This is a genomic window from Fibrella arboris (assembly GCF_041321095.1).
Classification (GTDB): domain Bacteria; phylum Bacteroidota; class Bacteroidia; order Cytophagales; family Spirosomataceae; genus Fibrella; species Fibrella arboris.
Window position 1 is genome coordinate 261,538 of the sequence record NZ_JBGGWE010000004.1, and the last position, 21,186, is coordinate 282,723.

General features: G+C 52.0%; 15 protein-coding genes and 2 tRNA genes. 6 read left to right on the plus strand and 11 right to left on the minus strand.

The features are described 5' to 3' along the window. Positions 1-109 precede the first annotated feature (109 nt). The 3 genes from ACAW75_RS08715 to ACAW75_RS08725 all read right to left on the minus strand — a co-directional run bounded on the left by ACAW75_RS08715 (position 110) and on the right by ACAW75_RS08725 (position 5,976). Positions 110-3,310 carry an efflux RND transporter permease subunit gene (locus ACAW75_RS08715; protein WP_370728307.1) on the minus strand — a complete coding sequence of 1,067 codons (3,201 nt, stop codon included), beginning with the start codon at positions 3,308-3,310 and terminating at the stop codon, positions 110-112. Between the two features lie 131 nt (positions 3,311-3,441). After that, a complete protein-coding gene (locus ACAW75_RS08720; RefSeq protein ID WP_370728308.1) occupies positions 3,442-4,530 on the minus strand; it encodes an efflux RND transporter periplasmic adaptor subunit in 1,089 nt (362 codons plus the stop codon). Between the two features lie 99 nt (positions 4,531-4,629). Beyond that, positions 4,630-5,976, minus strand: coding sequence for a TolC family protein (locus ACAW75_RS08725; RefSeq protein WP_370728309.1), 1,347 nt, complete (start codon positions 5,974-5,976; stop codon positions 4,630-4,632). 309 nt (positions 5,977-6,285) lie between these two features. Between ACAW75_RS08725 and ACAW75_RS08730 the strand changes: the two genes are divergently transcribed. From ACAW75_RS08730 to ACAW75_RS08740, 3 genes are all read left to right on the plus strand, one after another. Further along, positions 6,286-7,509: a class I SAM-dependent methyltransferase gene (locus tag ACAW75_RS08730; RefSeq protein ID WP_370728310.1), complete on the plus strand. Its 1,224-nt coding sequence runs from the start codon at positions 6,286-6,288 to the stop codon at positions 7,507-7,509. 56 nt (positions 7,510-7,565) lie between these two features. Further along, positions 7,566-7,928 (plus strand): hypothetical protein, encoded by a 363-nt coding sequence (locus ACAW75_RS08735; RefSeq protein WP_370728311.1) that lies wholly within the window; start codon positions 7,566-7,568, stop codon positions 7,926-7,928. Positions 7,929-8,319: 391 nt separating this feature from the next. Beyond that, on the plus strand, positions 8,320-10,242 hold the full coding sequence (locus ACAW75_RS08740; protein ID WP_370728312.1) for a hypothetical protein: 1,923 nt from the start codon (positions 8,320-8,322) through the stop codon (positions 10,240-10,242). Between the two features lie 167 nt (positions 10,243-10,409). Here ACAW75_RS08740 and ACAW75_RS08745 read toward each other — a convergent pair whose 3' ends face one another. After that, on the minus strand, positions 10,410-11,402 hold the full coding sequence (locus tag ACAW75_RS08745) for a transglutaminase domain-containing protein (RefSeq protein ID WP_370728313.1): 993 nt from the start codon (positions 11,400-11,402) through the stop codon (positions 10,410-10,412). A gap of 32 nt (positions 11,403-11,434) precedes the next feature. On the opposite strand from ACAW75_RS08745, the gene ACAW75_RS08750 reads away from it, so the two are divergent. Beyond that, the gene (locus ACAW75_RS08750) at positions 11,435-11,935 is read left to right on the plus strand and encodes a PPC domain-containing DNA-binding protein (protein ID WP_370728314.1); all 501 of its coding nucleotides are present in this window, start codon (positions 11,435-11,437) and stop codon (positions 11,933-11,935) included. A gap of 12 nt (positions 11,936-11,947) precedes the next feature. Here ACAW75_RS08750 and ACAW75_RS08755 read toward each other — a convergent pair whose 3' ends face one another. Then, entirely contained in the window at positions 11,948-12,874 is a 927-nt protein-coding gene (locus ACAW75_RS08755) for a S1/P1 nuclease (RefSeq protein ID WP_370728315.1), read from the minus strand. A 103-nt stretch (positions 12,875-12,977) separates the two neighbouring features. Between ACAW75_RS08755 and ACAW75_RS08760 the strand changes: the two genes are divergently transcribed. Then, positions 12,978-15,527, plus strand: a complete 2,550-nt coding sequence (locus ACAW75_RS08760) for a bifunctional glycoside hydrolase family 9 protein/polysaccharide deacetylase (RefSeq protein WP_370728316.1) — start codon at positions 12,978-12,980, stop codon at positions 15,525-15,527. Positions 15,528-15,669: 142 nt separating this feature from the next. On the opposite strand, the gene ACAW75_RS08765 is transcribed toward ACAW75_RS08760, so the two are convergent. The 6 genes from ACAW75_RS08765 to ACAW75_RS08790 form a co-directional block, all read right to left on the minus strand. After that, the gene (locus tag ACAW75_RS08765) at positions 15,670-16,644 is read right to left on the minus strand and encodes a YihY/virulence factor BrkB family protein (RefSeq protein WP_370728317.1); all 975 of its coding nucleotides are present in this window, start codon (positions 16,642-16,644) and stop codon (positions 15,670-15,672) included. A gap of 692 nt (positions 16,645-17,336) precedes the next feature. After that, entirely contained in the window at positions 17,337-18,422 is a 1,086-nt protein-coding gene (locus ACAW75_RS08770) for a Gfo/Idh/MocA family protein (protein WP_370728318.1), read from the minus strand. Between the two features lie 22 nt (positions 18,423-18,444). Next, positions 18,445-18,642: a zinc-binding dehydrogenase gene (locus ACAW75_RS08775; protein WP_370728319.1), complete on the minus strand. Its 198-nt coding sequence runs from the start codon at positions 18,640-18,642 to the stop codon at positions 18,445-18,447. A gap of 205 nt (positions 18,643-18,847) precedes the next feature. Beyond that, positions 18,848-18,922 (minus strand) — tRNA-Val (locus tag ACAW75_RS08780). Positions 18,923-18,968: 46 nt separating this feature from the next. Beyond that, positions 18,969-20,285, minus strand: a complete 1,317-nt coding sequence (locus ACAW75_RS08785; protein WP_370728320.1) for an MFS transporter — start codon at positions 20,283-20,285, stop codon at positions 18,969-18,971. Between the two features lie 10 nt (positions 20,286-20,295). Further along, positions 20,296-21,039, minus strand: a complete 744-nt coding sequence (locus ACAW75_RS08790) for an SH3 domain-containing protein (protein ID WP_370728321.1) — start codon at positions 21,037-21,039, stop codon at positions 20,296-20,298. Between the two features lie 72 nt (positions 21,040-21,111). Between ACAW75_RS08790 and ACAW75_RS08795 the strand changes: the two genes are divergently transcribed. After that, positions 21,112-21,184 (plus strand) — tRNA-Lys (locus ACAW75_RS08795). Positions 21,185-21,186: the final 2 nt, after the last annotated feature.

The window sequence follows — 21,186 nt, forward strand, 5'->3', positions numbered from 1 at the left end:
CCTGATGGGCGCTGTAACTTGGGAGATCAAGCGTGTGTTGACAGCCCTGCCCCCTTAGATGAAGTCGTATGCAGGCAACTAGTTGCGTGGGTGGCTATGCCAATTCCCGCTATGCCTCCGCCGGTTTCGGCTCTTCACCCGGTTTCTCATCAGGTTTAGTGGCTTCCTTTTTCTTTTTCAACTCGTCGAGGCCTTTTTTACCGTAGGCTAGTTTGGTAATGCCGACATACAAAACCGGCACGACGAAGATAGCCAGCGACGTGGCGGCCAACATACCGCCCAACACGGTTCGGCCAATGGTAGCCCGTGCTACGCCACCTGCACCGGTAGCCAGTGCCAGCGGAAACACCCCCAAAATAAAGGCCAGCGACGTCATCAGAATAGGCCGCAGCCGTAGCCGCACCGCTTCAATCGTCGATTCAAGCAAATCTTCCCCTTTATCGACCCGCTCCTTGGCAAATTCCACGATCAGAATGGCGTTTTTGGCAGCCAGCCCGATCAGCGTGATCAGGCCAATCTGCGCGTACACATTATTGGTCAGATACGGGAACAGCGTCAGCGCCAGAATAGCCCCCAACGCCCCAATGGGCACAGACAGCAGTACCGAGAATGGCACAGACCAGCTTTCGTAGAGGGCTGCCAGGAACAGGAAGACGAACCCGACCGACAGCATGAAAATATAGATCGAACTACTACCAGCATTGATCTCCTCGCGGCTCAGACCCGAGAAGTCATAAGCATAGCCCGTGGGCAACACGCTGGCCGCCACCTCACGCAGGGCGTCGTTGGCCTGGCTGCTACTGAAGCCGGGTTTGGCGGCCCCGTTCAACTCAACCGAACGAAACAGGTTGAAGTGCGAAATCAGCGGGGCGTTTTCAATGATGCTCGTTTTAATTACCGCGCTGATCGGTACCAGTTGCCCGTTCTGATTTCGGACGTAATACTGTCCCAGGTTTTTGATGTCAGTACGATACATGGTATCCGCCTGCGCCACTACCCGGAACTTGCGTCCGTAAATGATAAAGTCGTTGACGTACTGGCTCCCCAGAAACGTTTGCATGGTTGTGTAAACCGAGCTGACCGATACACCCAGCTTTTTACACTTATCCCGGTCAACATCGACCCGATAAGCGGGCGACTTGGCGGTGAAATAGGTGAAAGCACGGCCTATTTCGGGGCGTTTATTCGCCGTGGCCAGAAAATTCTGCACCACTCCGTCGAACGCCCGAACATCATCATTGCTCTCCCGCTGCTGAATCTCGAACGTAAAACCCGACGATTGACCCAGCCCCGGAATAGCGGGGGGTTGCAACACTTGCGGCCGGGCATCGTTCAGACCCGACAGCGCCTGTTGCAACTTCACCACCAGCGAGTCGGCCTGCATGTTCCGCTCTTTGCGTTCGTCCCAGGGTTTCAACTGCATGAAGACAGTTCCGCTGTTCGATTTTGAAGCAAACGTAACCGCATTCAGTCCACCCAATGCCGCGAAATGATTCACGTAGGGCTGCTTTTTCAGGATGCCCATAATCTGATTGAGCACTTCCAGACTGCGCGTGGTCGATGCGGCTTCTGGTATTTCGTAGGTCACAATCAGCCGCCCTTCATCTTCTGTCGGAATAAATCCGGTGGGTTTGGCCCTGAACAACAGGCCCGTGCCTATGTAAATCACAATCAGGCCTACAATGACCAGTGGCGTGGCTTTGATAAGGCGGTTCACGCTGTTGGAATAGGCGTTGGTAACCCTTTCGAACCACTGGTTGAATTTATAGAAGAATTTATTCAGCCCAGTGGCCTTTTCATCGATGTGCATTGGCCGGAGCAGCAGCGTACACAGCGCAGGCGTTAGTGATAAAGCCACAAAGGCCGAGATCAATACCGACACGGCAATGGTAATGGCAAACTGTTGGTAAAGCCGCCCGACGATACCGGGAATGAAGCCCACCGGCACAAATACCGCCGCCAAAATGAGCGCAATGGCAATAACGGGTGCCGATATTTCGCGCATGGCTTCTATGGTCGCGTCTCTGGGCGATTGGCCCTTATCCAGATTTACCTGCACGGCCTCAACTACCACGATGGCGTCGTCGACCACGATACCGATTGCGAGCACGAAGGCAAAGAGTGTCAGCGTGTTGATCGTGAAACCCAGCGGCACAAACAGGGCAAACGTACCGACAATGGACACCGGAATGGCCAGCAGGGTGATGAGCGTTGCCCGCCAGCTTTGCAGAAACAGAAAGACAACCAGAATCACCAGTACCAGCGCCTCCAGCAGGGTTTCGACCACCTCCGATATCGACACCTGAATGACCGATACCGACTCGAAAGGCACCACGTATTCGATGTCTTTCGGGAAAGTCTTTTTCAGGTTATCCATGGCAGCGTATACCCCTTTGGCGGTCTCCAGCGCGTTGCTGCCCGGCAACTGGTACACCAGCAGGTATGACGCCCGCTTCCCATCGACAAAGGAGTTACTCGCATACGAGAATTTACCCAGCTGCACCCGCGCCACATCTTCCAGGTACACCAGCGAGCCGGTATTCGGGTCGCTGCGCACAACAATCTTACGAAACTCGTCTTCTTTGCTGAGACGGCTATTGGTAAATACCGAGTATTCAAAGGCCTGCGAGCCGGGTTGTGGGGGGGCTCCTACCGACCCACCGGCTACCTGCAGGTTTTGTTCCTGCAAAGCCGCCACCACCTGGTCGGGCGTCATCCCCAGTTGGGCCAGGCGGTCGGGTTTCAGCCAGATCCGCATCGAAAAGTCATCGGCCCGACTGAAAATATCCCCTACCCCCGGCACGCGCAGCAGGGCATCCCGAATATAGATGTTCGTGTAGTTATCCAGGAACGATACATTGTGCGTGCCTTTAGGCGAAAAAATAGCCACCAGCATAAACAGCGACGGATTCCGCTTGCGCACCACAACACCCAGGCGGGTTACCTCCTGCGGTAATTGCGGCTGGGCTATACCCACCCGGTTCTGCACGTCGAGCGCGGCAATGTTCACATCGGTACCCACTTTGAAGGTCACGTTCATGCTCATCCGGCCATCGTTGGTGGCGTTGGTTTGCACGTAGTCCATGCCTGGCGTACCATTCACCTGGGTTTCTATGGGCGTGGCTACCGTTTGTTCCACCGTTTGTGCATCGGCGCCTGTATACGTACCGGTGACCTGCACTACCGGCGGCGTGATATCCGGGTATTGGCTGACGGGCAAGCTCAGCAGGGCCAGTATTCCCAGCGCCACAATAACGATAGAGGCTACAATGGCTGTAACAGGTCGATTTATGAATATTTCTGCGAACATATTTTTTTAGTTTCACCGGGTAGCCCCCAGTGCAAATGATGCGTTGCCAGACCTAACTCCTGATTAGCCTTAACGTACCCGGCTTAAGCGAAGCATCCATTGTGCCGGATAGCGCCGGCGGGAATGATAGTCTATTTGACAGTGGCCTTCACTTTGGCCCCCTCCCGAATCTTCTGGGTCCCTTCTGTCACAACGATTTCTCCTTCGTTCAGACCCCCTTTTACCACCACCTTATCGTTGATCCGTGCCCCGAGTGTGAGCTTTTTCTGGGTCACCTTGCTGCTGTCGCCGACAACAAACACGAAGTATTCGCTCATTTGCTCAGTAACCGCCTGATACGGGATCAACAACTGCGGCTGATTGGTCGAGTTCTTCACCCGAATGTTTCCGTTGATACCTACTTTCAGCTGCTTGCCGGGGTTTGGGAATGAAATACGGACGCGTAACGTACCTGTCTGCGGGTCAACGGCCCGATCTATGATCTGTAAAGTACCGGGATACTTGTATACCGTACCGTCGGTCAGCCTAAACATCAGCGTGGAATCGCGCACAATGTTAGGCTGCTTTTGCAGGGCCAGGAACCGCGCAATCGTCGACTCATCTGCCTGAATATCAGCGGCAATCGGGTTGTCGGCCGATACGGTATTCAAGGGCGTTGACCCGGGAGCTACCGAAGCACCGAGACGTACCTGAGAGATACCGATGGTGCCATCCAGCGGTGAATAGATGGTAGTATATTTCAGGTTCGTCGCCACTTGTCGAATGTTGGCCTCGGCGGCGGCTACCTGCATCTGGGCGGCTTCGAGCGTAGCAGTCGCGTTATCGACCACTTGCCGGGCAATGGCATCCTGCTGCGCCAGCGTGTTATAGCGGTTGGCGTCTTTCTGCGCCCGGTTAAGATTAGCCTTCTGCACATTCAGGTTCGCCACTGCCTGATCGTAGTTGGCGCGGTACTGTTGTGGGTCAATGGAATAGAGTTTCTGCCCCTTCCGCACGACCTGACCGTCTCTAAAAAAAATTCCCGTGATATTGCCAGCCACCTGCGGTTGAATATCCACTTCAAGCAGAGCCGTAACCGTGGCTGGATACTCGTCATAATACGTAGCGTTACCCTTTGTCGCTTTTACGGCTGTAACGGGCGTAGGGGGCGGTGGTGCCTGTGCCTGGTCGTCTTTCTTTCCACCACAGGCAGTAAGCAGACATACTGTTCCAAGCAGCATTATGGTGTTTGTACGCGTTCTCATTTCGTTGATTTTCTTGACTCTAATTATTGGCAACCTGTTCACCAAATGCACCGGACAGTATCGGCTCAGTGCCCCTTAGAAGGTGATCAGCCCCAGGGCACGCTGCACGTCTAACTTGCTGATTAGAACCGAATACAGGGCATTGAATACATTCAGTCGGGCGGTTTGCAGGTCGGCTTGCGCAATGGTTACGTCCAGGTACGTTCGGATACCAGACCGGTACTGCAGATCAATGATCCGGTATACATCCTGGGCCAGGGCCTGGTTCTCGCGCAGTGCCTCGTAGGTGGCCAGATTTCCTTTGTAGGTAGACAGTGCCTGCGCATATTCGGCATCAACGGCGCTGCTGAGTGCCGTTAAATCCCACGCTAACCGTTTCACCTGCAACTCTGCGATCCGGGTTTGGTGTATTCGGCGTCCCCCCTGAAAAATGGGTAAAACGACCGACAGGCCAATCAGTGAGTTCGGGAAACTCTGGTTGTACAACTGCGGAAAAATATTGCTCTGATACAGCAGATTATAGTTGGCCGTGGCGTTTACGGTTGGCAGGTATGACCAGCGGTTGTAGCGCACGTTAGCCTCCAGCAATTGCCCCTGCGTTTGTAACAGCTGGTATTCTATCCGCGATTTGGGGTTAGCGAGCAGGGTAGTGTCCAGCGATACTTCATTGGCTAGCTGGAGCGTATCATAGGTCAACGTCAGTTGCGACGTAGGCGGATACCCCATCAATTGCTTGAGGGCCTGCGCTTTCGCTCCAATCAGCTCCTGATATTGCTTGCGCTGGGCGAGCGTATTATTGAGCGCGATCTTTGCCCGTTGCGGGTCGGTACGGTCTACAACGCCACTCTGATACTGGTTCGAAGCGTCCTGTAAACTTCGCTGCAACCGGGTGATATCCTCGTTCAGTATCTCGATCTGCCGTTGCGTAAGGATCACATCGTAGAATGCTTTACTCACGTTGACCACCACATCGATCTTGTCGTTCACAGTAGTCTGCGCCGCCTGAATCCGGTAGGCATCGGCCGTTCGGCTAGCCAGCAATACATCACGGCTAAAGATACTCTGGGATAGCGAGAAGGAGACGGTCGACGTGTTTTGTGCCCCCAACGCCACCGGCCGACGCTCCCCTGTGGTAGCATCGGGAATCAGGGTGACCGGAAGTTTGAGATAATGAAGTAGATTATAGCTGCTACCCAATTGCGGGTACCAGGCAGCCAGCGCACTGCGTACAGTCCGGTCAGCGATCTCCTGATCAATCAATCGCTGCCGAATGAGTGGGTTGTTAGCCAGCGCATACTGCACGCAATCGGTTAGATAAGCCTGTTTTCCCTGTAGATCAGGCGAGTTCTGATTTTGACCAGCAGCACGACTACTGAATAAGACAAAAAATCCTACACAAAATACAAAGTAACTGATTTTCATAACGTTAAATGCAGCAAATACCCGCCAAGCGCTGGATAGTCAACAGGGTGTACTACCAAAAAAACTCCCTGAATTCAATTTTGTTTTTTAGTGGCCCACTCACAAAACAGGTCATTGAACAACCTGCTGTTTCTTAGACTACTCCAGTCATTATAAAGGCCAGCTACACTCTGATTCACGCGGCGAAGCCTGGATTGACCGTCAGTGTCTCCCTTTGTCATCGCCATTTGCTGGTGGACTTTCAGCCTGCCAAAACAGCCGATACAACTTGGGAGTTAAGCAAATGAACCAGTAAGCCTAGCGATCAGAATGGGTAAAATAAAGAATGCCAAGTCCGCTTCAGTACCGCGTCCCTACAATCAGGTCAGCAAGCATCCTGTCTTCCCCGAAGTGTCGCACGATGAAACAGCTCGCTACAACTTTATCGCCAACCTCGACACGTACCTTTCGTCGGTGGTGATGCCGGGCAACAGCGTGGCGTTTGAGCGGCGGGTAAAGCCGCATTTCCTTGCCCAGACAGGGCACGATTTTCAAACGCATGAAGATCTGCGCGGAGCGATGGCCCAGGATGCCTCCTTTCAGATGTGGAGTGCACTACACCGGTCAACCACCGAAATGCGCCAGCAGGCCGGTCGTTCCATGGTGCTTCGGCAACTACATGACCTGGCCGACAAGACAGATCAGTATACCACTCGGCGACCGGAGACCCTGCAGCTGGACCCATCGGTGACAATGCCAACGTACCTGACCATAGCCGATAATCACGCCATGCCAGGTGGATATTATAGTGAATACATACCGCACGACGTGTCTAGCGCAGCCAATTATGATGCAGGGCTTTTTGCCCGTCATGCCGGTAGTGAAGGTACATTATCCGATGGGCAAGGCAGAGCATTGATCGCCTGGTTAAAGCGAAACTACCCTGATTTCAATCCTACCCGCGTTTTTGACCTGGGTTGCGGTACCGGCAATAATACCCTGCCCCTGGCTATTGGCTATCCGGCTGCCCAGGTCACGGGCGTTGATGTTAGTGCGCCCATGCTTCGCTATGGCCATGCCCGATCGGTAGCGCTGAACGTACCCAATGTGGCGTTCAGACAGGCCAATGCCGAACAACTGCCCTACGATGATCAATCTGTTGATTGGGTGCAAACCACTTCTTTCCTGCACGAGACATCAAAATCGGCTATTGACCACATTATCCGGGAAATTTATCGGGTGTTGAAGCCTGGCGGATTGATGCTTCACCTCGAGCAGCCTCAGTTCACGCCCGATGTTCATTTATTCGAGCAATTCATGCGCGAATGGAAAGCCCAACTCACCAACATGCCGTTTCGATCGGTCATGTATGGGATGGGCATGAAAAAATGGATGGTCAGTGGCGGCTTTCACCCAGACGATCTGCTTCAGTTCAGCGTCGGGGCCGTTGATGAAGGGGATGATTTTACCAGACCCAGTCAGACGGAGGATTACACTCCCTCGCTTGCCTGGAATGTATTTGGCGCCTGGAAGCGACCCCATGTCACGGCATGACCACACGCCTGACCTGAAGTAAGCCAGCCGATTCTTCATAGTAATACGTATATATAATGATAAACGAGAAGTTGCTTGCCTCTAACCGGGCAAAAGGGCAAAGGGCCTATTTTTTCAGAGACCCGATGGTTGAACGGGTACTGAACATCACAATGGCGGTTGCTGGCGAACTTGCCGTTGCCCGCGAACGGGTCGACACGCTTGAGCGGCTACTGGAAAGCAAAGGGATACTGACTCGCGCAGAGATAGATCAGTTTGACCCATCGCCAGCGCAAGCCGACGAACGCCAGCACTGGCAGGCTGATTACGTCGCGCGCATACTTCGCCTGGTTCAGCAGGAATTGGAAGCTATTCAGCAACCGCCGGACACCAACCGAGATATGGACGATATCGCCGTTGAACTTAGCAGGGATAAGTGATCTCCTTACTACTCAATAAGAACCTGGTGAACCTGGTAGGCCATTAACAGACCAAAAATTGCGCCTTTGGTGTGACTTTTGTTCAGTTTGGCTTCTTAGTTATGAACAAAGCAATGCGTATACGTATAGGGTATGGTGGTCGAGCTGCGGCACTCCCCCTGGCGCAGCCTGAACTCTTCTATATGGATTGCGCTTGTTTCAATTAGTGTTAAAAAATATATCAGCACGTACTTACACGTGTATCAGGCCCATTACCAGCCTCTTAGGCTACCTATTAGAAGAGAAAAGCAGCTTAACAATCAGACCGTTGCCTAAAATCTTTCGTAGAGTAAACCTTGATTTGAGTTAGTGTAGTTGTATTTTGCCATCGAAACAAAAATAAACTGTACGTATGCACAGACTTATCCGACTTATGGCGGGCGTTGCGTTCCTCTATGCGGGTACGGCGTCCACCTATGCACAGCAAGCCGACACTGTGCGCCGTAACCAGGCCACAGACCGCTATGCACCCCGTGAGCGAATCTTCGACTTAGGAAAAAAAGGTTATACTGACACTGTCCAGCGGGCCAGTTTCAAAAGCCAATATCCTAACCTGACTGAGTTGCAGGATTGCGATACTACCCTTCAAACCTTTGCCCTTGTTCGTCGTATCTCTCCCTGGCGGATTGGTGCATTTATCGGCCCAGCCTTTGCCTACTGTGGTAGCTTTGACGCCACATTTGGCCCGAATAAGCGTGACAATTCCCTGTATAATGGTACGGGTATCAATACAACGTTCAACGCAGATTACTTTTTCTCACGTCCTGAGCGAAAACTAAAACTGGGGCTTAGTGCCGCATTAGGGTATCAAAACTTCTATACCCGCAGTGTCTGGAAAGATGACTTCCTGAATCTGGCAGCCCAGCGCGGTTTTCCGGCTGACCGTGTCACATTACGGAACAAACCCCAGGAAGATTTCTTCCTGACGATCGGGCCTGTTCTCTCCTGGGAGGTTGGGCGTCGCAAGAACCCAATCACCACAGGTACGTTCATTGAAGCGGCCATTCGTGGCGGTCTCTACCGCACTGAATCAGCCTTCCTCGGCGCTACCGTACCAACGGGTATTCCGCTGGCTGGCGAACAGTTGATTCGGGTTGTGGCGCCAAGCAATAACCTGTTGCACCTGGGTGGTAACGCGTCGTTAGGCGTTTTCTTCCCCCTGCGCAATAACTGGCATCTAGGCATCCAGGCACAGGGTTATTACACGAAGCTGAACTACCTGATCATTGACGGTGGCACCACCAACGTTGCCAATAACTTCTACGAATTCCAGCGGTTACATGGCGGCTTCACGGCAGGTGTTGCAGTCCGGAAGGGCTTCGTTCAGAAGCGTCTGATCCCCAAAGCGCCAACTTTCTGCCCAACCTGCGATTCTATTCCAGCGCTGGCAGTCCGGTTCCGCAATGCGCCCCTCAATGGCTTAACGTTAGCTGCTGACAGCATCCCGGACAACGTATCGGCTCCAACCATCAGCTGGCGCAGCACGACGCTGAATCCGAAAAACGAGACGTTTACAGCTCGTCTGTATTATCGCCCCGACACGGTTAGCAGCGCCACGCCTGGCGATCAGGTAATTGCCCAGGTCGTTGACTCGAAAGACACGACATTGGCCTTCCCAACGCAGTACCTGCAAAATGGCAAACCAGTTCGCGGGTTCTACTACGTGACCGTACACAATCATCAGACCGCCCAGTGTGGTGACTGTATGAGTGAGGTAGCCACGTCGAGCTTTGCCGTATTGGGTGGCCCACGTGTACCACTTGCCCCACCAGGTGGCCCATGCGAGTTCCGTCACAAGCTGGAGCGTTTGGAAGTGTACTACCGCAACCCATATACGCGTGAAGTGGCCAATGTCTGCTACTGCAACGGTCAGATCACGTCGGTAGGTGACACAACTACTCGTCTGCGTTACCGTACGCTGAACCGGAAACTGGCTACAGAGCCATTTACTTTCGACACCACTGCCTTGATCCTAGACATCCGTGAGTTACCAGGTGATCTGGCCCGCACGCTGCAACAGGAGAAATCGCAGATCGAAAGTGGCAAAGCAATTCGCTTCAAAAACCGTCGGGTACGTCCGCAAGTGCAGTACTTCCGCGCTGTGTTTAGTGTCACGCAACTCCCATGCAACGGTCAGCCAGAGCGCGTTGTTGGTCAGTTCAACACGATCATCAGCGACAACACGTATTCGATCACTGATCTGAAACCGCTGAACGCGCAACAGTACGAAAAGCTCATCACGCCACCAGCGCCAAAAGCAAAGCGCCGTCGGTAGAGTGATTCGCACACATCAGTAATGCAGAAAGCCGGGTCAGTTGACCCGGCTTTCTGCATTTATTCGTAAACAGGCAGTTCCTATTCAGACAGCGGTAGTGGGGGAATCGCGGAAGTCCCGGGCGGCAAGTAGAGCCAACTGTCTCCCCAAAAACGATTAGTCCCTGCTTAGATGACGGTGAACGAGGCAATAGCGGCGTACTGCTTATACCGCTCGCTTTTTCCCGCCTTCTCTTTTGCGAAAACGTAGAGGGTCTGGGTGCCCCTACCCGGCATCCTTACCCGTAACTGGTAATTGTCTCCGTTGCGCGTAACGGCATGCTGAATCCGGGAATACGATGCGCTGCCACGCGGACCAGCCGCACACCAGAACTCAACATTACCCTCATTGGTCAGGTTAATGGCTACGCCGTCGTTGGCTCTGAGTACACCTTGTTTCGGAAAATAGTGGTCGAAACCAAGATTAAAATAGGCATCGTAATATTTCGGAAACCGATCAAAATCGGTTTTACTCACGGCACGTGATAACAGTTGCCAGCGTGAATCGAGCGGAAGGTGCTGCGAAACAAAGGCTAAGGGATCGGTTAGAAAATAGAAATCGTTGGGGATTCCTTTTTGCGCCGTCGTACTGGCCCAGGTGGGGTCCACAAGGTACCAGTCGCCATCTAGTTTTACGGCGTTCCATTCATGATCGATCCCTCCGGTCGAATACCCTGCTTGTGAATCAGTATAGCGGGCGTAGCCTTTCACTGTAATGGCTTCCACGCCCGCCTGCAGTAGCATATGCTTGTAGAGCAACGCAAATCCAGAACAAACAGCCCGTCGGTTCTGTAGCGCCTTGGTCGCATAACCGACTTCCGAAGAATAATTGCCCCCGGTATACATGGCATCATCATAACGGATATGCGTTACTATCCAGGCATAGATTGACCGGGCTTTGGCCAGATCAGACCGGGCAGGTGCCGTCAGGTATTCGCTCAGCGATTTTAGGTTTTTCGCATACGCATCCGGCGCTCGGCGCGCATAATTATCAATCGCCTCGTACTCCTGAGGCGCAACGTAGGCAGAACTAACCGAATCTGGTAGTGGGTTGGGGGTCAATGCCGTAGAGCCAGTTATCAGCAAGGCGGCTACAATGGCAGGAAGGGTGTATTTTCGCATACCTCTAGTCAATCACACAACTAGTAACACGTATGCGCTTTGTTTTATTGTTTTCACTGCTCAGTCAATTGTTCAGGATGTCAGACGTAACCGCTCAAGCCGTTCCCAACACAGGCGAACTGTCGCCCATGCAGACCATTTCGGTCCGATTCAGGCCTGGTCAGGATTTAAAAGCTGAGCTCGATAAACTGGTTCGTGAACAGCGGATTGGGGCCGGTCTGGTGCTTACCTGCGTGGGTAGCCTGACAGAGGCAGGCATCCGGCTGGCCAATCAGGAAACGACAACAACGTACCTGGGCCATTTCGAGATCGTATCACTGGTGGGTACGTTGTCCATCAATGGCAGCCATTTGCACCTGTCTATTGCCGACTCAACTGGCCGAACTATTGGTGGCCATTTGATGGCCGGCACCAACATATACACTACTGCTGAACTGGTTATTGGCTTGCTCCCCGAAATAACCTATACCCGCGAACCAGACCCCACTTTTGGCTATAAGGAGTTGGTCATTCGACGTAAGCGACGAAAATGAACGTACTTGAGGCTAGTTTGTCAGATCGGCCAGTAATTCGTCGGCTAGTCGATAGCCCGCCAACGCGACCTGACGTTGCGCAATGGGCTTAACGGTGGCCACATAATCAGGGGGTAAAACTGTCCCCTCCTGGTCCGTTCCAGGCATCAGCGTATTACTGCGATAGGCATTATCCTGCGCCAGCTGAAAGCTCTCTTTCGACCAGGTGTCAATGTCATTTTTACCTAGCTGTGGCAATTGGGACCGACTAACAGCCTGACGAACCTGACTGGCGAAATTACTTGCCGACCGAAGATCATCTTCGCCCAACAGCATACCGTCCCAGAAGGAGTGCAGGTTGATTGTCTGGCTACTCAGTAGTACCTTGATTTTAAACAGGTTGCCGCCCCGGTCTCCGTTTGGAAATTGGTTGTCGATTAGTGCCGTCGCGTGTAGGGGCTGATGCACATCGCCGGTGAGGTGAAAGAGCCAGCACAAGGCAATGGCTTTCGCGCTGTCGGGCGCATTACTCCGCAGCACTTGTCTGTTTTGCTCAAACGCCTGAAGTATAGTCTCACCCGTTGCCAGGGTCGTATCCGTTCGGGCTATTCCCTGTTGCGGCGCATATACGTAATTGATATAATGCCAGGTTGGGTGATCGTAGGCGTTACCGCGAACATCATCGGGCCAGCGGGCGGCCAGCATAAATAGATACTCATTCCGTTCGTTTTCGGTCAAAGCAGCCTCATTGATTTTACTGGCCCACTGCTGTTTGACGTATGGGTGCTGTTTTAGAATAGCCACAACGCGTGCCGTTGCCTGAGGCGATGCGGCCAGCAACTCCCGATAAGCAATGGCTCCGGTTACCATGTGTGTAGCTTTGTTCCAGCTGTAGGCCGACGTTGAAACCAATACGGATGCCAACAGATAGGCGGCAAAAACAAATGCAGAGCGGTTCATGCTTTTTTTATTTCGTTGAGGGCTGCAAGGTAAAATGAACAACGTACCTGTGCAATTTGCAGCCTGCCTATCATCTTTGCGGACTCACCCACTAACCGATGTTATGCTGAGCCGACTGGTATTGATCGCCCTACTTGTTATACGTCCATCGTTTCTGACTCGTTCAACCGAGCCTTCGGCGGTTATTCGCATAAACCTGCTAGGCTACCGGCCCGATAGCCCCAAAATAGCGGTCTGGGGCAGCTTGACCGATCAGTCCATTACACACTGCCAACTACTCGATGAGCAGACCAATCGGGCCGTTTATCAGGTATCGGCGGGGCGGGCATATGGGCAGTATGGTCCTTTTCAGCAAACGTATCGCCTCAATTTCACCGCTTTCCACAAGCCCGGTCGATACTACCTGCTGGCTGCCGACGGAGCCCGCTCGCCGGTTTTCCGCATTGGCGAGGACGTGTACAAAGGAGCCGCCGATTTTTGCCTTCGGTATATGCGGCAGCAACGGAGTGGGTTCAATCCTTATTTAAAAGACTCCTGCCACACGCATGATGGCTACACGATGTATGGCCCGATGCCCGATAGTACGCACATCGATGTGTCGGGTGGCTGGCATGACGCATCGGACTACCTGCAATACGTAACCACCTCGGCAAACGCTACCTATCACCTTTTAGCCGCCCTTCGCGACTTTCCGGCAGCCTTCTCCGATACGCACCAGGCCAACGGGTTGGCCGGCTCTAACGGACAAGCCGACGTACTCGACGAAGCCCGATGGGGACTTGACTGGCTGCTGAAGATGCACCCAACTGACCAGTGGCTCTTCAATCAGCTTGGCGACGATCGCGACCATATATCCATGCGGATTCCTAAAGAAGATAGTGTATATGGCAAAGGAGCAGAACGCCCCGTTTATTTTGCAACGGGCCAGCCCCAGGGGTTATTCAAGTATAAAAACCGGGCAACAGGCGTCGCGTCAACCGCTGGTAAAGTAAGCAGTGCGCTGGCATTGGGGTATCAGCTTATCCGAAAAAACGATGTACCCTATGCCAACAAGCTCCGGCAACGAGCGCAATCGGCGTACAGATCAGGGATAAACAAACCGGGGAACTGCCAGACTGCGCCTGGGCGAGCGCCCTACTTCTACGAAGAAGATAATTACGCGGATGACATGGAACTGGCTACGGTAGAGCAACTTAACGTAACCGGGGCAACAGGTACTCAGGCAGGCAGTTGGCAGAAAGCAGCGCTCTACTATGCACTTAAAGAGCCGGTTACACCCTGGATGATCAATGACACCGCCCGGCATTATCAGTGGTATCCGTTTGTGAATGTTGGGCACGCCGAATTGGCAAAACGGCTGTCGGGCGGGAACAGAAAAAACGTTCTTGGCTTCTATAAACTAGGCATCGAAAACGTGTGGAAACGGGCCCAACAGAATGCTTTTTACCGGGGCGTGCCGTTTATCTGGTGTAGCAATAACCTCACCACTTCCTTTGCTACACAGTGTTTCTGGTACCGTCAGCTCAGTGGCGATCAGCAGTTTGCCGACTTTGAGCAAGCCAATTTCGACTGGCTCTTCGGGTGTAATCCGTGGGGAACAAGTTTTGTCTATGGCCTTCCCGCCACCGCAGACACGCCCACCGACCCTCATTCGGCATTCACGCACCTGAAGCAGTACCCCATCGACGGCGGCCTCGTCGATGGGCCTGTTCGGGGCAGTATCTACAGTAAACTGATCGGCATAACCTTGCATGAGCCCGACGAATACGCTTTGTTTCAAAGCAGCGTTGCCGTCTACCACGACGATTACGGCGATTACAGCACCAACGAACCCACCATGGATGGCACCGCTTCGCTTATTTATCTGCTGGCAGCGAAAGATAAAGAACGACTGTCGACACCCCCCAAAAGGCGCCGTAACGTACCTGAAGGCCCCGTAGAGAGGCTACGCAAAAGCCCATCGGCGACTTATTTTAAAGGCGCCAAGATCAGGGGTGACACTGCTCAACGGCGCCTTTCACTTGTTTTCACCGGCGACGAATTTGCCGACGGTGGATTGACCATTGCCCGAGCCTTGGGGAAGCATCATGTGCGGGCGTCGTTTTTTTTGACCGGCCGCTTTTTGACAAAACCCGCCTTCGCACCGCTCATCAAGCAGTTGGTGCAGGAAGGGCATTATATCGGTCCGCATTCTGACCAGCATCTGCTCTATTGCGATTGGACAAAACGGGATAGCCTGTTGGTCAGTCACCAACAGTTTAGAGACGATCTGCAAGCCAATTATCTGGCCTTAGCTCGATTTACAGACCCACAGCAAGCAATCCGGCTGTTTCTGCCACCCTACGAATGGTACACCGACAGTATTGCCGCCTGGACAGAAGCAGCGGGGGCGCACTTGATTAATTATACGCCAGGTACGTTGAGCCATGCTGATTATACCATCCCGAAGGAGCGCGCTTACCGAAGCAGCGCCGCCATTCTGGCCTCTATTTACGCCTATGAACAGCAAAAGACAGCTGGCTTAAACGGATTTATTCTCTTGATGCACATGGGCACATCGCCCGCCCGCACCGACAAACTGTATACTCATCTGGACGAGCTGCTAAGCAGGCTACACCAGAAAGGGTACCAGTTTGTCAGGGTAGATGAGTAGCCGCTCCCCAACGGTCGTATGGAGCAGTCGCATTTACTATTAATTAAAGGGTGGCAGACCAGCAAAAAAGCGGCGTATCGGTGGTGGAACGTACCTACGGTGTCAGGGTATGGTTATAGCTGATGCCGATCTGTAGCCTCTATTACTGCTTGGCCTGTTCAACTTTCTGTTCGGTCGGAATAATTGCCACATCACGTTCACGCTCTACCTGCTCCACATAGACCGCATGGTCGGCGGGCTCGATCTTTATGCCGAAATGGTTCGCATACGCCTGGGTGAACTCGGCGCCAAAATATAAAATAGCTGCCGTATAGTAGATCCACGTTAGTACAACGATCAGCGATCCTGCCGCTCCATAAGAGGAGCTTGTGCCCGTGGTATCGATGTAGATGCCGATCACATACCGACCCAGCATGAATAGCAGGGCAGTGAAGAGGGCCCCCCAGCGAACATCTTTCCACCCAATTTTAGCATCGGGTAGTACTTTAAAAATCACCCCGAACAATACTGTGACCACAACGGTGCTGATCAGAAAATTGATGGCACTGAGTAAATAAACGCTTAGGCCGGGCAATAAGCGGCTCAGGCGATCGCTCATCGCTAGTATCAGGCCGTTGATTAACAGCGAGACTAATAATAAAAAACCTAAACTGACTACCAGGGAAGAAGACAAAAGCCTGTCTTTCAGCAATTTGAGCCACCCTTTCTCGGGTTTAGCCTTTACCCGCCAGACTAGATTGATGGAATCCTGGATCTCAACGAAAATACTGGTAGCACCAATCAGCAGGGTAATGATGCTAATAAATAACGCACTATTGGTTTTATTCGATAACTCAACGGTCTTGATCATATCCTGAATTTGCTTGGCGGCGTCATTACCAACCAATCCATTGATCTGCCCGAATATTTGCCCCTGAATGGCTTCCTGGCCCAGAAAGATGCTGGCTAGCGACATGATCAATACCAAAAGCGGGGCTAAGGAAAAGATGGTATAATAAGCCAGTGCGGCGCTTAGTTTCAGCCCGCGATCGTCCATAAAGCTGCTACCTGCATCGCGTAGTACAATCCAGGCGTTAGCAAAAAAGCCTCCTTTCGGCTTGTCTGGTTGAGTTTTCATCAGGATAAATCAGGTGATAGCCGGTTATAGCTGTTAGAAGATAACTCCCCCCCGGCAAAGTTGTTGATGATTCTGTCCTGAATTTAGGGTAAGACGCTAGGATGTACGCTCGATATACCGTTGAAAAGTGGGGCCGAGAAGCCTGAATAAAGCCGAAAAGTACCTGGCTTATTCCTCGTCAACTACCATCCGGCTCAACAAAGGAGAGCCCTATCGGCACAGGTAAGCTGAGCTGCCCGTCTAGTATGTTTTTATTAACCCCGCTCTATTTAAAAGCCTACACGGCCAGGTCATTAGGGTTATCGGCAATTAAAATACCACTTCCCGCCCGGCCAGCCTTGGTTCTCTGAGCGCTCTATTGAAGTAGGTTTAGGCTACCAGGGATTAGCGAAAGACTCTGCTAATCGGTTAATCAGCCTGAGAAGAAAGCCAAAGGTGGCAAACTAACGACGGAAGAACAGGCGTATGATCGAGCTTAACCCGGATTCGTATCGTAAACACCATTGGCGGTCTAAAGCACCAATGCCATCTAAGTGATCGACTGCGCATATAACGTGGTATAGTACACGTAAATGTATATATACTATACCACGTTATGTATATGACATTCCTGAAAGGCACGCTCCTATGGTCCTGCCCAGGCAAGCACATCCGTACTTACTTGAACAAACGGGTAGGCAAGAGCCGCCGATCTACTTAAAAAAGGCTTCGGACGCCTGTTCGATCTGGTCAATAAGTTGATGCTGCCGCACGGCATCTTTAAAATTACTTGCTTCTGATGTTCCGTTCTTCCGGTCGTTTGCATAGGCAGAATACAGGTAGATCATATCCTGGGTACTGGCATCGAGATGCGGGGCGGCAAGTGACTTGTATTCATTTGGAACGGGAAGCGGGGCAAAAGCCAAAGCATCGCCATTCATCCCCTGAATGGCATTGTCCTCCTTGTTTTGAAAGGCCAGCACGTTGGTAACCCGTAAAACGCCATCCGTGCCTGTAATCTCAATGTGAAGCCCGGTGCGGTGCTGCTGCGCCCCTTCAATTTGAACAGAAAACAGGCCGCCGCCTGCCAAAGTGCCCATGATCATTGCTTCGTTTGGGGTAGCATTTGGCACCTGTTCGCCCGTCTCTACGATAGTGAAGTGAGGAAAGTGGTTTTCTACAACCGCAGTCAGCTTCTTGGGGAAAGTCACGGCCTGGAAAAGCATGTCCATAAAGTGGCCACCGTAGATAGATAGGACGTGCGAAAAATTCGCCACCGGGAAAGCCCAGCTGTGTTTTTCTGACATGGCGGGCACGAAGGCGTCTGCATTCACAATCATGTTGGCGGATCGGATCTGGCCTATATACCCCTGTTTGACCAGATCACGCAGGTAACGGGCACTTGGCCCATGCCGCCGTTGCAGGCCGACGATGTGCCGAACGCCCTTAGCTTCGGCCAGAGCCAGTAACTCCTCGGAATCAGCGGTATTGGTCGTCAATGGCCATTCGCTATAAACGTCCTTGCCCGCAGCAATGGCAATTTTCACCAGCCGCGCATGTTCAGGAGCTGGGGCCAGAATTACCACCAGATCCACGTCAGGATGAGCAGCCAAGGCCTGTTCATTGTCGAAAGCATGCGGAATGCAGAATGTCGCCGCGTACTCTTGGGCAAGCGTCAACCTACGACTAGACACAGCGACGATCTCGAACTCTTCCAGCGATTGCAGGACGGGGATATGCCCATATTTGGCCCAGCCGCCCAGACCGATAATACCCACACGAATTTTTTGATCCTTCATAAATTCACCCTCTCTAACTTGATTATAGTTTGATTACGATTTTACCAAAGGCACCTTTGGCCAGGTGCCCATAGGCTGGGACTGCTTCCTCGAAAGGATAAACTTTCTCGATCACCGGTTTGATTTGATACCGGTCGAACGCTTTATTCATCTCTTCAACTGCTCGTAGATGACCTACTGCAATACCCTGAATGTTGGTTTGCCTGAAAAGTACTTGCATCAGGTTTGGTGATGTGAGTGTGGTCATACGGGCATTTTAAACGCCGTGCCGGTACAGCATAGCAAATGTCAGGCCGCCTGGCCTGAGTTTGTCATGTTTCGTACTGTGTAAAACATCACGCACAGTAAAACAACCGTTCAATAAAGCCCCAACACAGAAAAACCCGCAAATCAAACTGATTCGCGGGTTTTTGAGGTATCCTTCGTAGGACGTAGCGGGCTCGAACCGCTGACCTCCGCCCTGTCAAGGCGGCGCTCTGAACCAACTGAGCTAACATCCTATTTCCGTCTGACTGGCTAGTCTGCCAGTCAGACGGGGTTGCAAATTTACGCAACTTCAGGTTTTTCCAAACGCAGGCCGTATACTTTTTGTGATGGGATTCGGGCAAGTAACGCTAAGCCAATGATAAAGAGCACCAGTAGCGCCAGAATACTATTTCGCATGCTGCCGGTTATCTGTTCAACGTACCCATAAATGAACGTACCTATCACTATTGAGAGCTTTTCGCAGACATCGTAAAAGCTGAAATAAGAGGCCGTATCAGTAGTTGGTGGCAAGAGCTTGGAATAGGTGGACCGGGAAAGCGACTGTATACCACCCATGACCAGGCCAACCACGCTGGCAACAAGAAAGAACTGCAGTTGCGTCTTAACAAAGTAGGCAGCTACGCAGATACCGATCCAGATGACTACAGCTCCCATAATCGCGTACGTATTACCGATGCGCTCCGATAGGCGGGCAAAGCCATATGCACCCGGAATAGCCACCAACTGAATCAATAAAATAGTGATGATCAGCGCACTTCCTTCCATCTTTAGTTCGTTGGTGCCAAACAACGTAGCCACATACATCACGGTCTGAACAGCCATGTTGTACACAAAAAACGAGACCAGAAACCGTTGAGCAAGCGGTTGCGATTTCAGTTCGGTAAACACCTTCTTCAGTTCACGAAAACCGTTAAATAGCCAGTTGCCATCGCCGACCGTTCTATCTTTTCGGACGCCATCCGGCAATACCGTAAATGGAATTTGCGCAAAGCCAATCCACCACAGGCCAACTGTCAGGAACGAAATTCGGGAAGCCATGCCACTCGAAATACCGCCAAACCACTCGGGTTTCAGGATCATTATCAGGTTAAACACCATCAGCGCTACACTGCCGATATACCCCATCGAGAATCCGCGCGCACTAACCCGGTCAAACTGGTCTTCAGTGGCAATATCGGGCAGATAGGAGTTATAAAAGACAATGCTCCCACTCCAGCCTACCAGACTCCAGGCAAAACAGAAAATGGCGAATGTTGTCGTTTCCTGCGTGAAAAAGTAAAGCAATGCGCAGGCAACAGAACCTGTGTAACAGAAAAATTTCATGAACGCCTTCTTCCTCCCGCTATAATCGGCAATGGCAGTCGTAAATGGGCTGATGAGCGCCACCAGCAACATAGCAGCTGACACGGTATAGGAGAAAAGTACCGAATTTTTGATGCTCATTCCCAAAAAGTCGATCACCGGACCACCCGCGTCGTTAAGCGCTGTGGCCGAAAAGTAAACGGGAAAGATACTGGACACGATGACCAGCGAATGCACCGAGTTGGCCCAGTCGTAGAGTGTCCAGGCGCGTATGACGCGGGGATTATTCTTCATAAACAGGTGGTCAGATGATCCAGAGTGTGTCTTTACGAACGTAATAAAGTTGATTATTCCAGAATACGCGCCACCAGATATCGGTGCTGCCAAGAATATTCATTTTGTTGCCGCGCCCAAGTACAGTAACGACTGGCGCCGCCGCCGATGGCTCCAGACGCAAATAAACCTGATTATTGTTTGTGATGCCGGCATCGTAGCCTTCAGGTAGGTTGATAAAGATGAGCAGCGCCACGAAATACACCAGGATCAGCGTTTTCAGCTGCGCAGATGTAGGTTCACGACGCATTGATTTAATCAACAAAACACTGAATACGTAGACGCCCAGCAGCAGCATAACCAGTAGTAGATAAACACCATACTGGCGGTAGAAAAGGTAGAAATAGTTTAAATCACTGGTCTCGTAGCCTGTCAGGTTATTGGCCCGGGCAAAATCATTCATCTTGCGTAGAACAGCCTCGTCGGGATGGCGTTTGAAGTACACCTGAAGATAGTAGAGTACTTTAGCCACATCACCCTGATGTTCATAGGCGTTGGCCAGTTTAAGCAACATCGGGTCTGTAACTGGTTGCCCGTCTACCATGGCCGATTCGTAATAACGGCAGGCATCAGTCCAGTTCCCAATCCGGTACATCGAATCGGCCAGACTGATATAATTCTCTTTGGGCACCACCTGGGCGAATCCTGCTGAGGGCCAGAACCCTACCCGCAAAACCCCTAGAAATAGGAATATTTTTACGATGAAGGCTTGCATTGGGCCAAATTACGCAATAATTTTGCATCGCGATTCAGGAAACGGTCATTTAATCTGCTGCTGAAATAGCCCGATCTGGTAGCTCAGCTGGTAGAGCAATACACTTTTAATGTATGGGTCCTGGGTTCGAATCCCAGCCGGATCACA

Coding starts and splice junctions, on each gene's coding strand:
- ACAW75_RS08715 (WP_370728307.1), bottom strand. CDS start 3,310: ATGTTCGCAGAAATATTCATAAATCGACCTGTTACAGCCATTGTAGCC.
- ACAW75_RS08720 (WP_370728308.1), bottom strand. CDS start 4,530: ATGCTGCTTGGAACAGTATGTCTGCTTACTGCCTGTGGTGGAAAGAAA.
- ACAW75_RS08725 (WP_370728309.1), bottom strand. CDS start 5,976: ATGAAAATCAGTTACTTTGTATTTTGTGTAGGATTTTTTGTCTTATTC.
- ACAW75_RS08730 (WP_370728310.1), top strand. CDS start 6,286: ATGGGTAAAATAAAGAATGCCAAGTCCGCTTCAGTACCGCGTCCCTAC.
- ACAW75_RS08735 (WP_370728311.1), top strand. CDS start 7,566: ATGATAAACGAGAAGTTGCTTGCCTCTAACCGGGCAAAAGGGCAAAGG.
- ACAW75_RS08740 (WP_370728312.1), top strand. CDS start 8,320: ATGCACAGACTTATCCGACTTATGGCGGGCGTTGCGTTCCTCTATGCG.
- ACAW75_RS08745 (WP_370728313.1), bottom strand. CDS start 11,402: ATGCGAAAATACACCCTTCCTGCCATTGTAGCCGCCTTGCTGATAACT.
- ACAW75_RS08750 (WP_370728314.1), top strand. CDS start 11,435: ATGCGCTTTGTTTTATTGTTTTCACTGCTCAGTCAATTGTTCAGGATG.
- ACAW75_RS08755 (WP_370728315.1), bottom strand. CDS start 12,874: ATGAACCGCTCTGCATTTGTTTTTGCCGCCTATCTGTTGGCATCCGTA.
- ACAW75_RS08760 (WP_370728316.1), top strand. CDS start 12,978: ATGCTGAGCCGACTGGTATTGATCGCCCTACTTGTTATACGTCCATCG.
- ACAW75_RS08765 (WP_370728317.1), bottom strand. CDS start 16,644: ATGAAAACTCAACCAGACAAGCCGAAAGGAGGCTTTTTTGCTAACGCC.
- ACAW75_RS08770 (WP_370728318.1), bottom strand. CDS start 18,422: ATGAAGGATCAAAAAATTCGTGTGGGTATTATCGGTCTGGGCGGCTGG.
- ACAW75_RS08775 (WP_370728319.1), bottom strand. CDS start 18,642: ATGCAAGTACTTTTCAGGCAAACCAACATTCAGGGTATTGCAGTAGGT.
- ACAW75_RS08785 (WP_370728320.1), bottom strand. CDS start 20,285: ATGAAGAATAATCCCCGCGTCATACGCGCCTGGACACTCTACGACTGG.
- ACAW75_RS08790 (WP_370728321.1), bottom strand. CDS start 21,039: ATGCAAGCCTTCATCGTAAAAATATTCCTATTTCTAGGGGTTTTGCGG.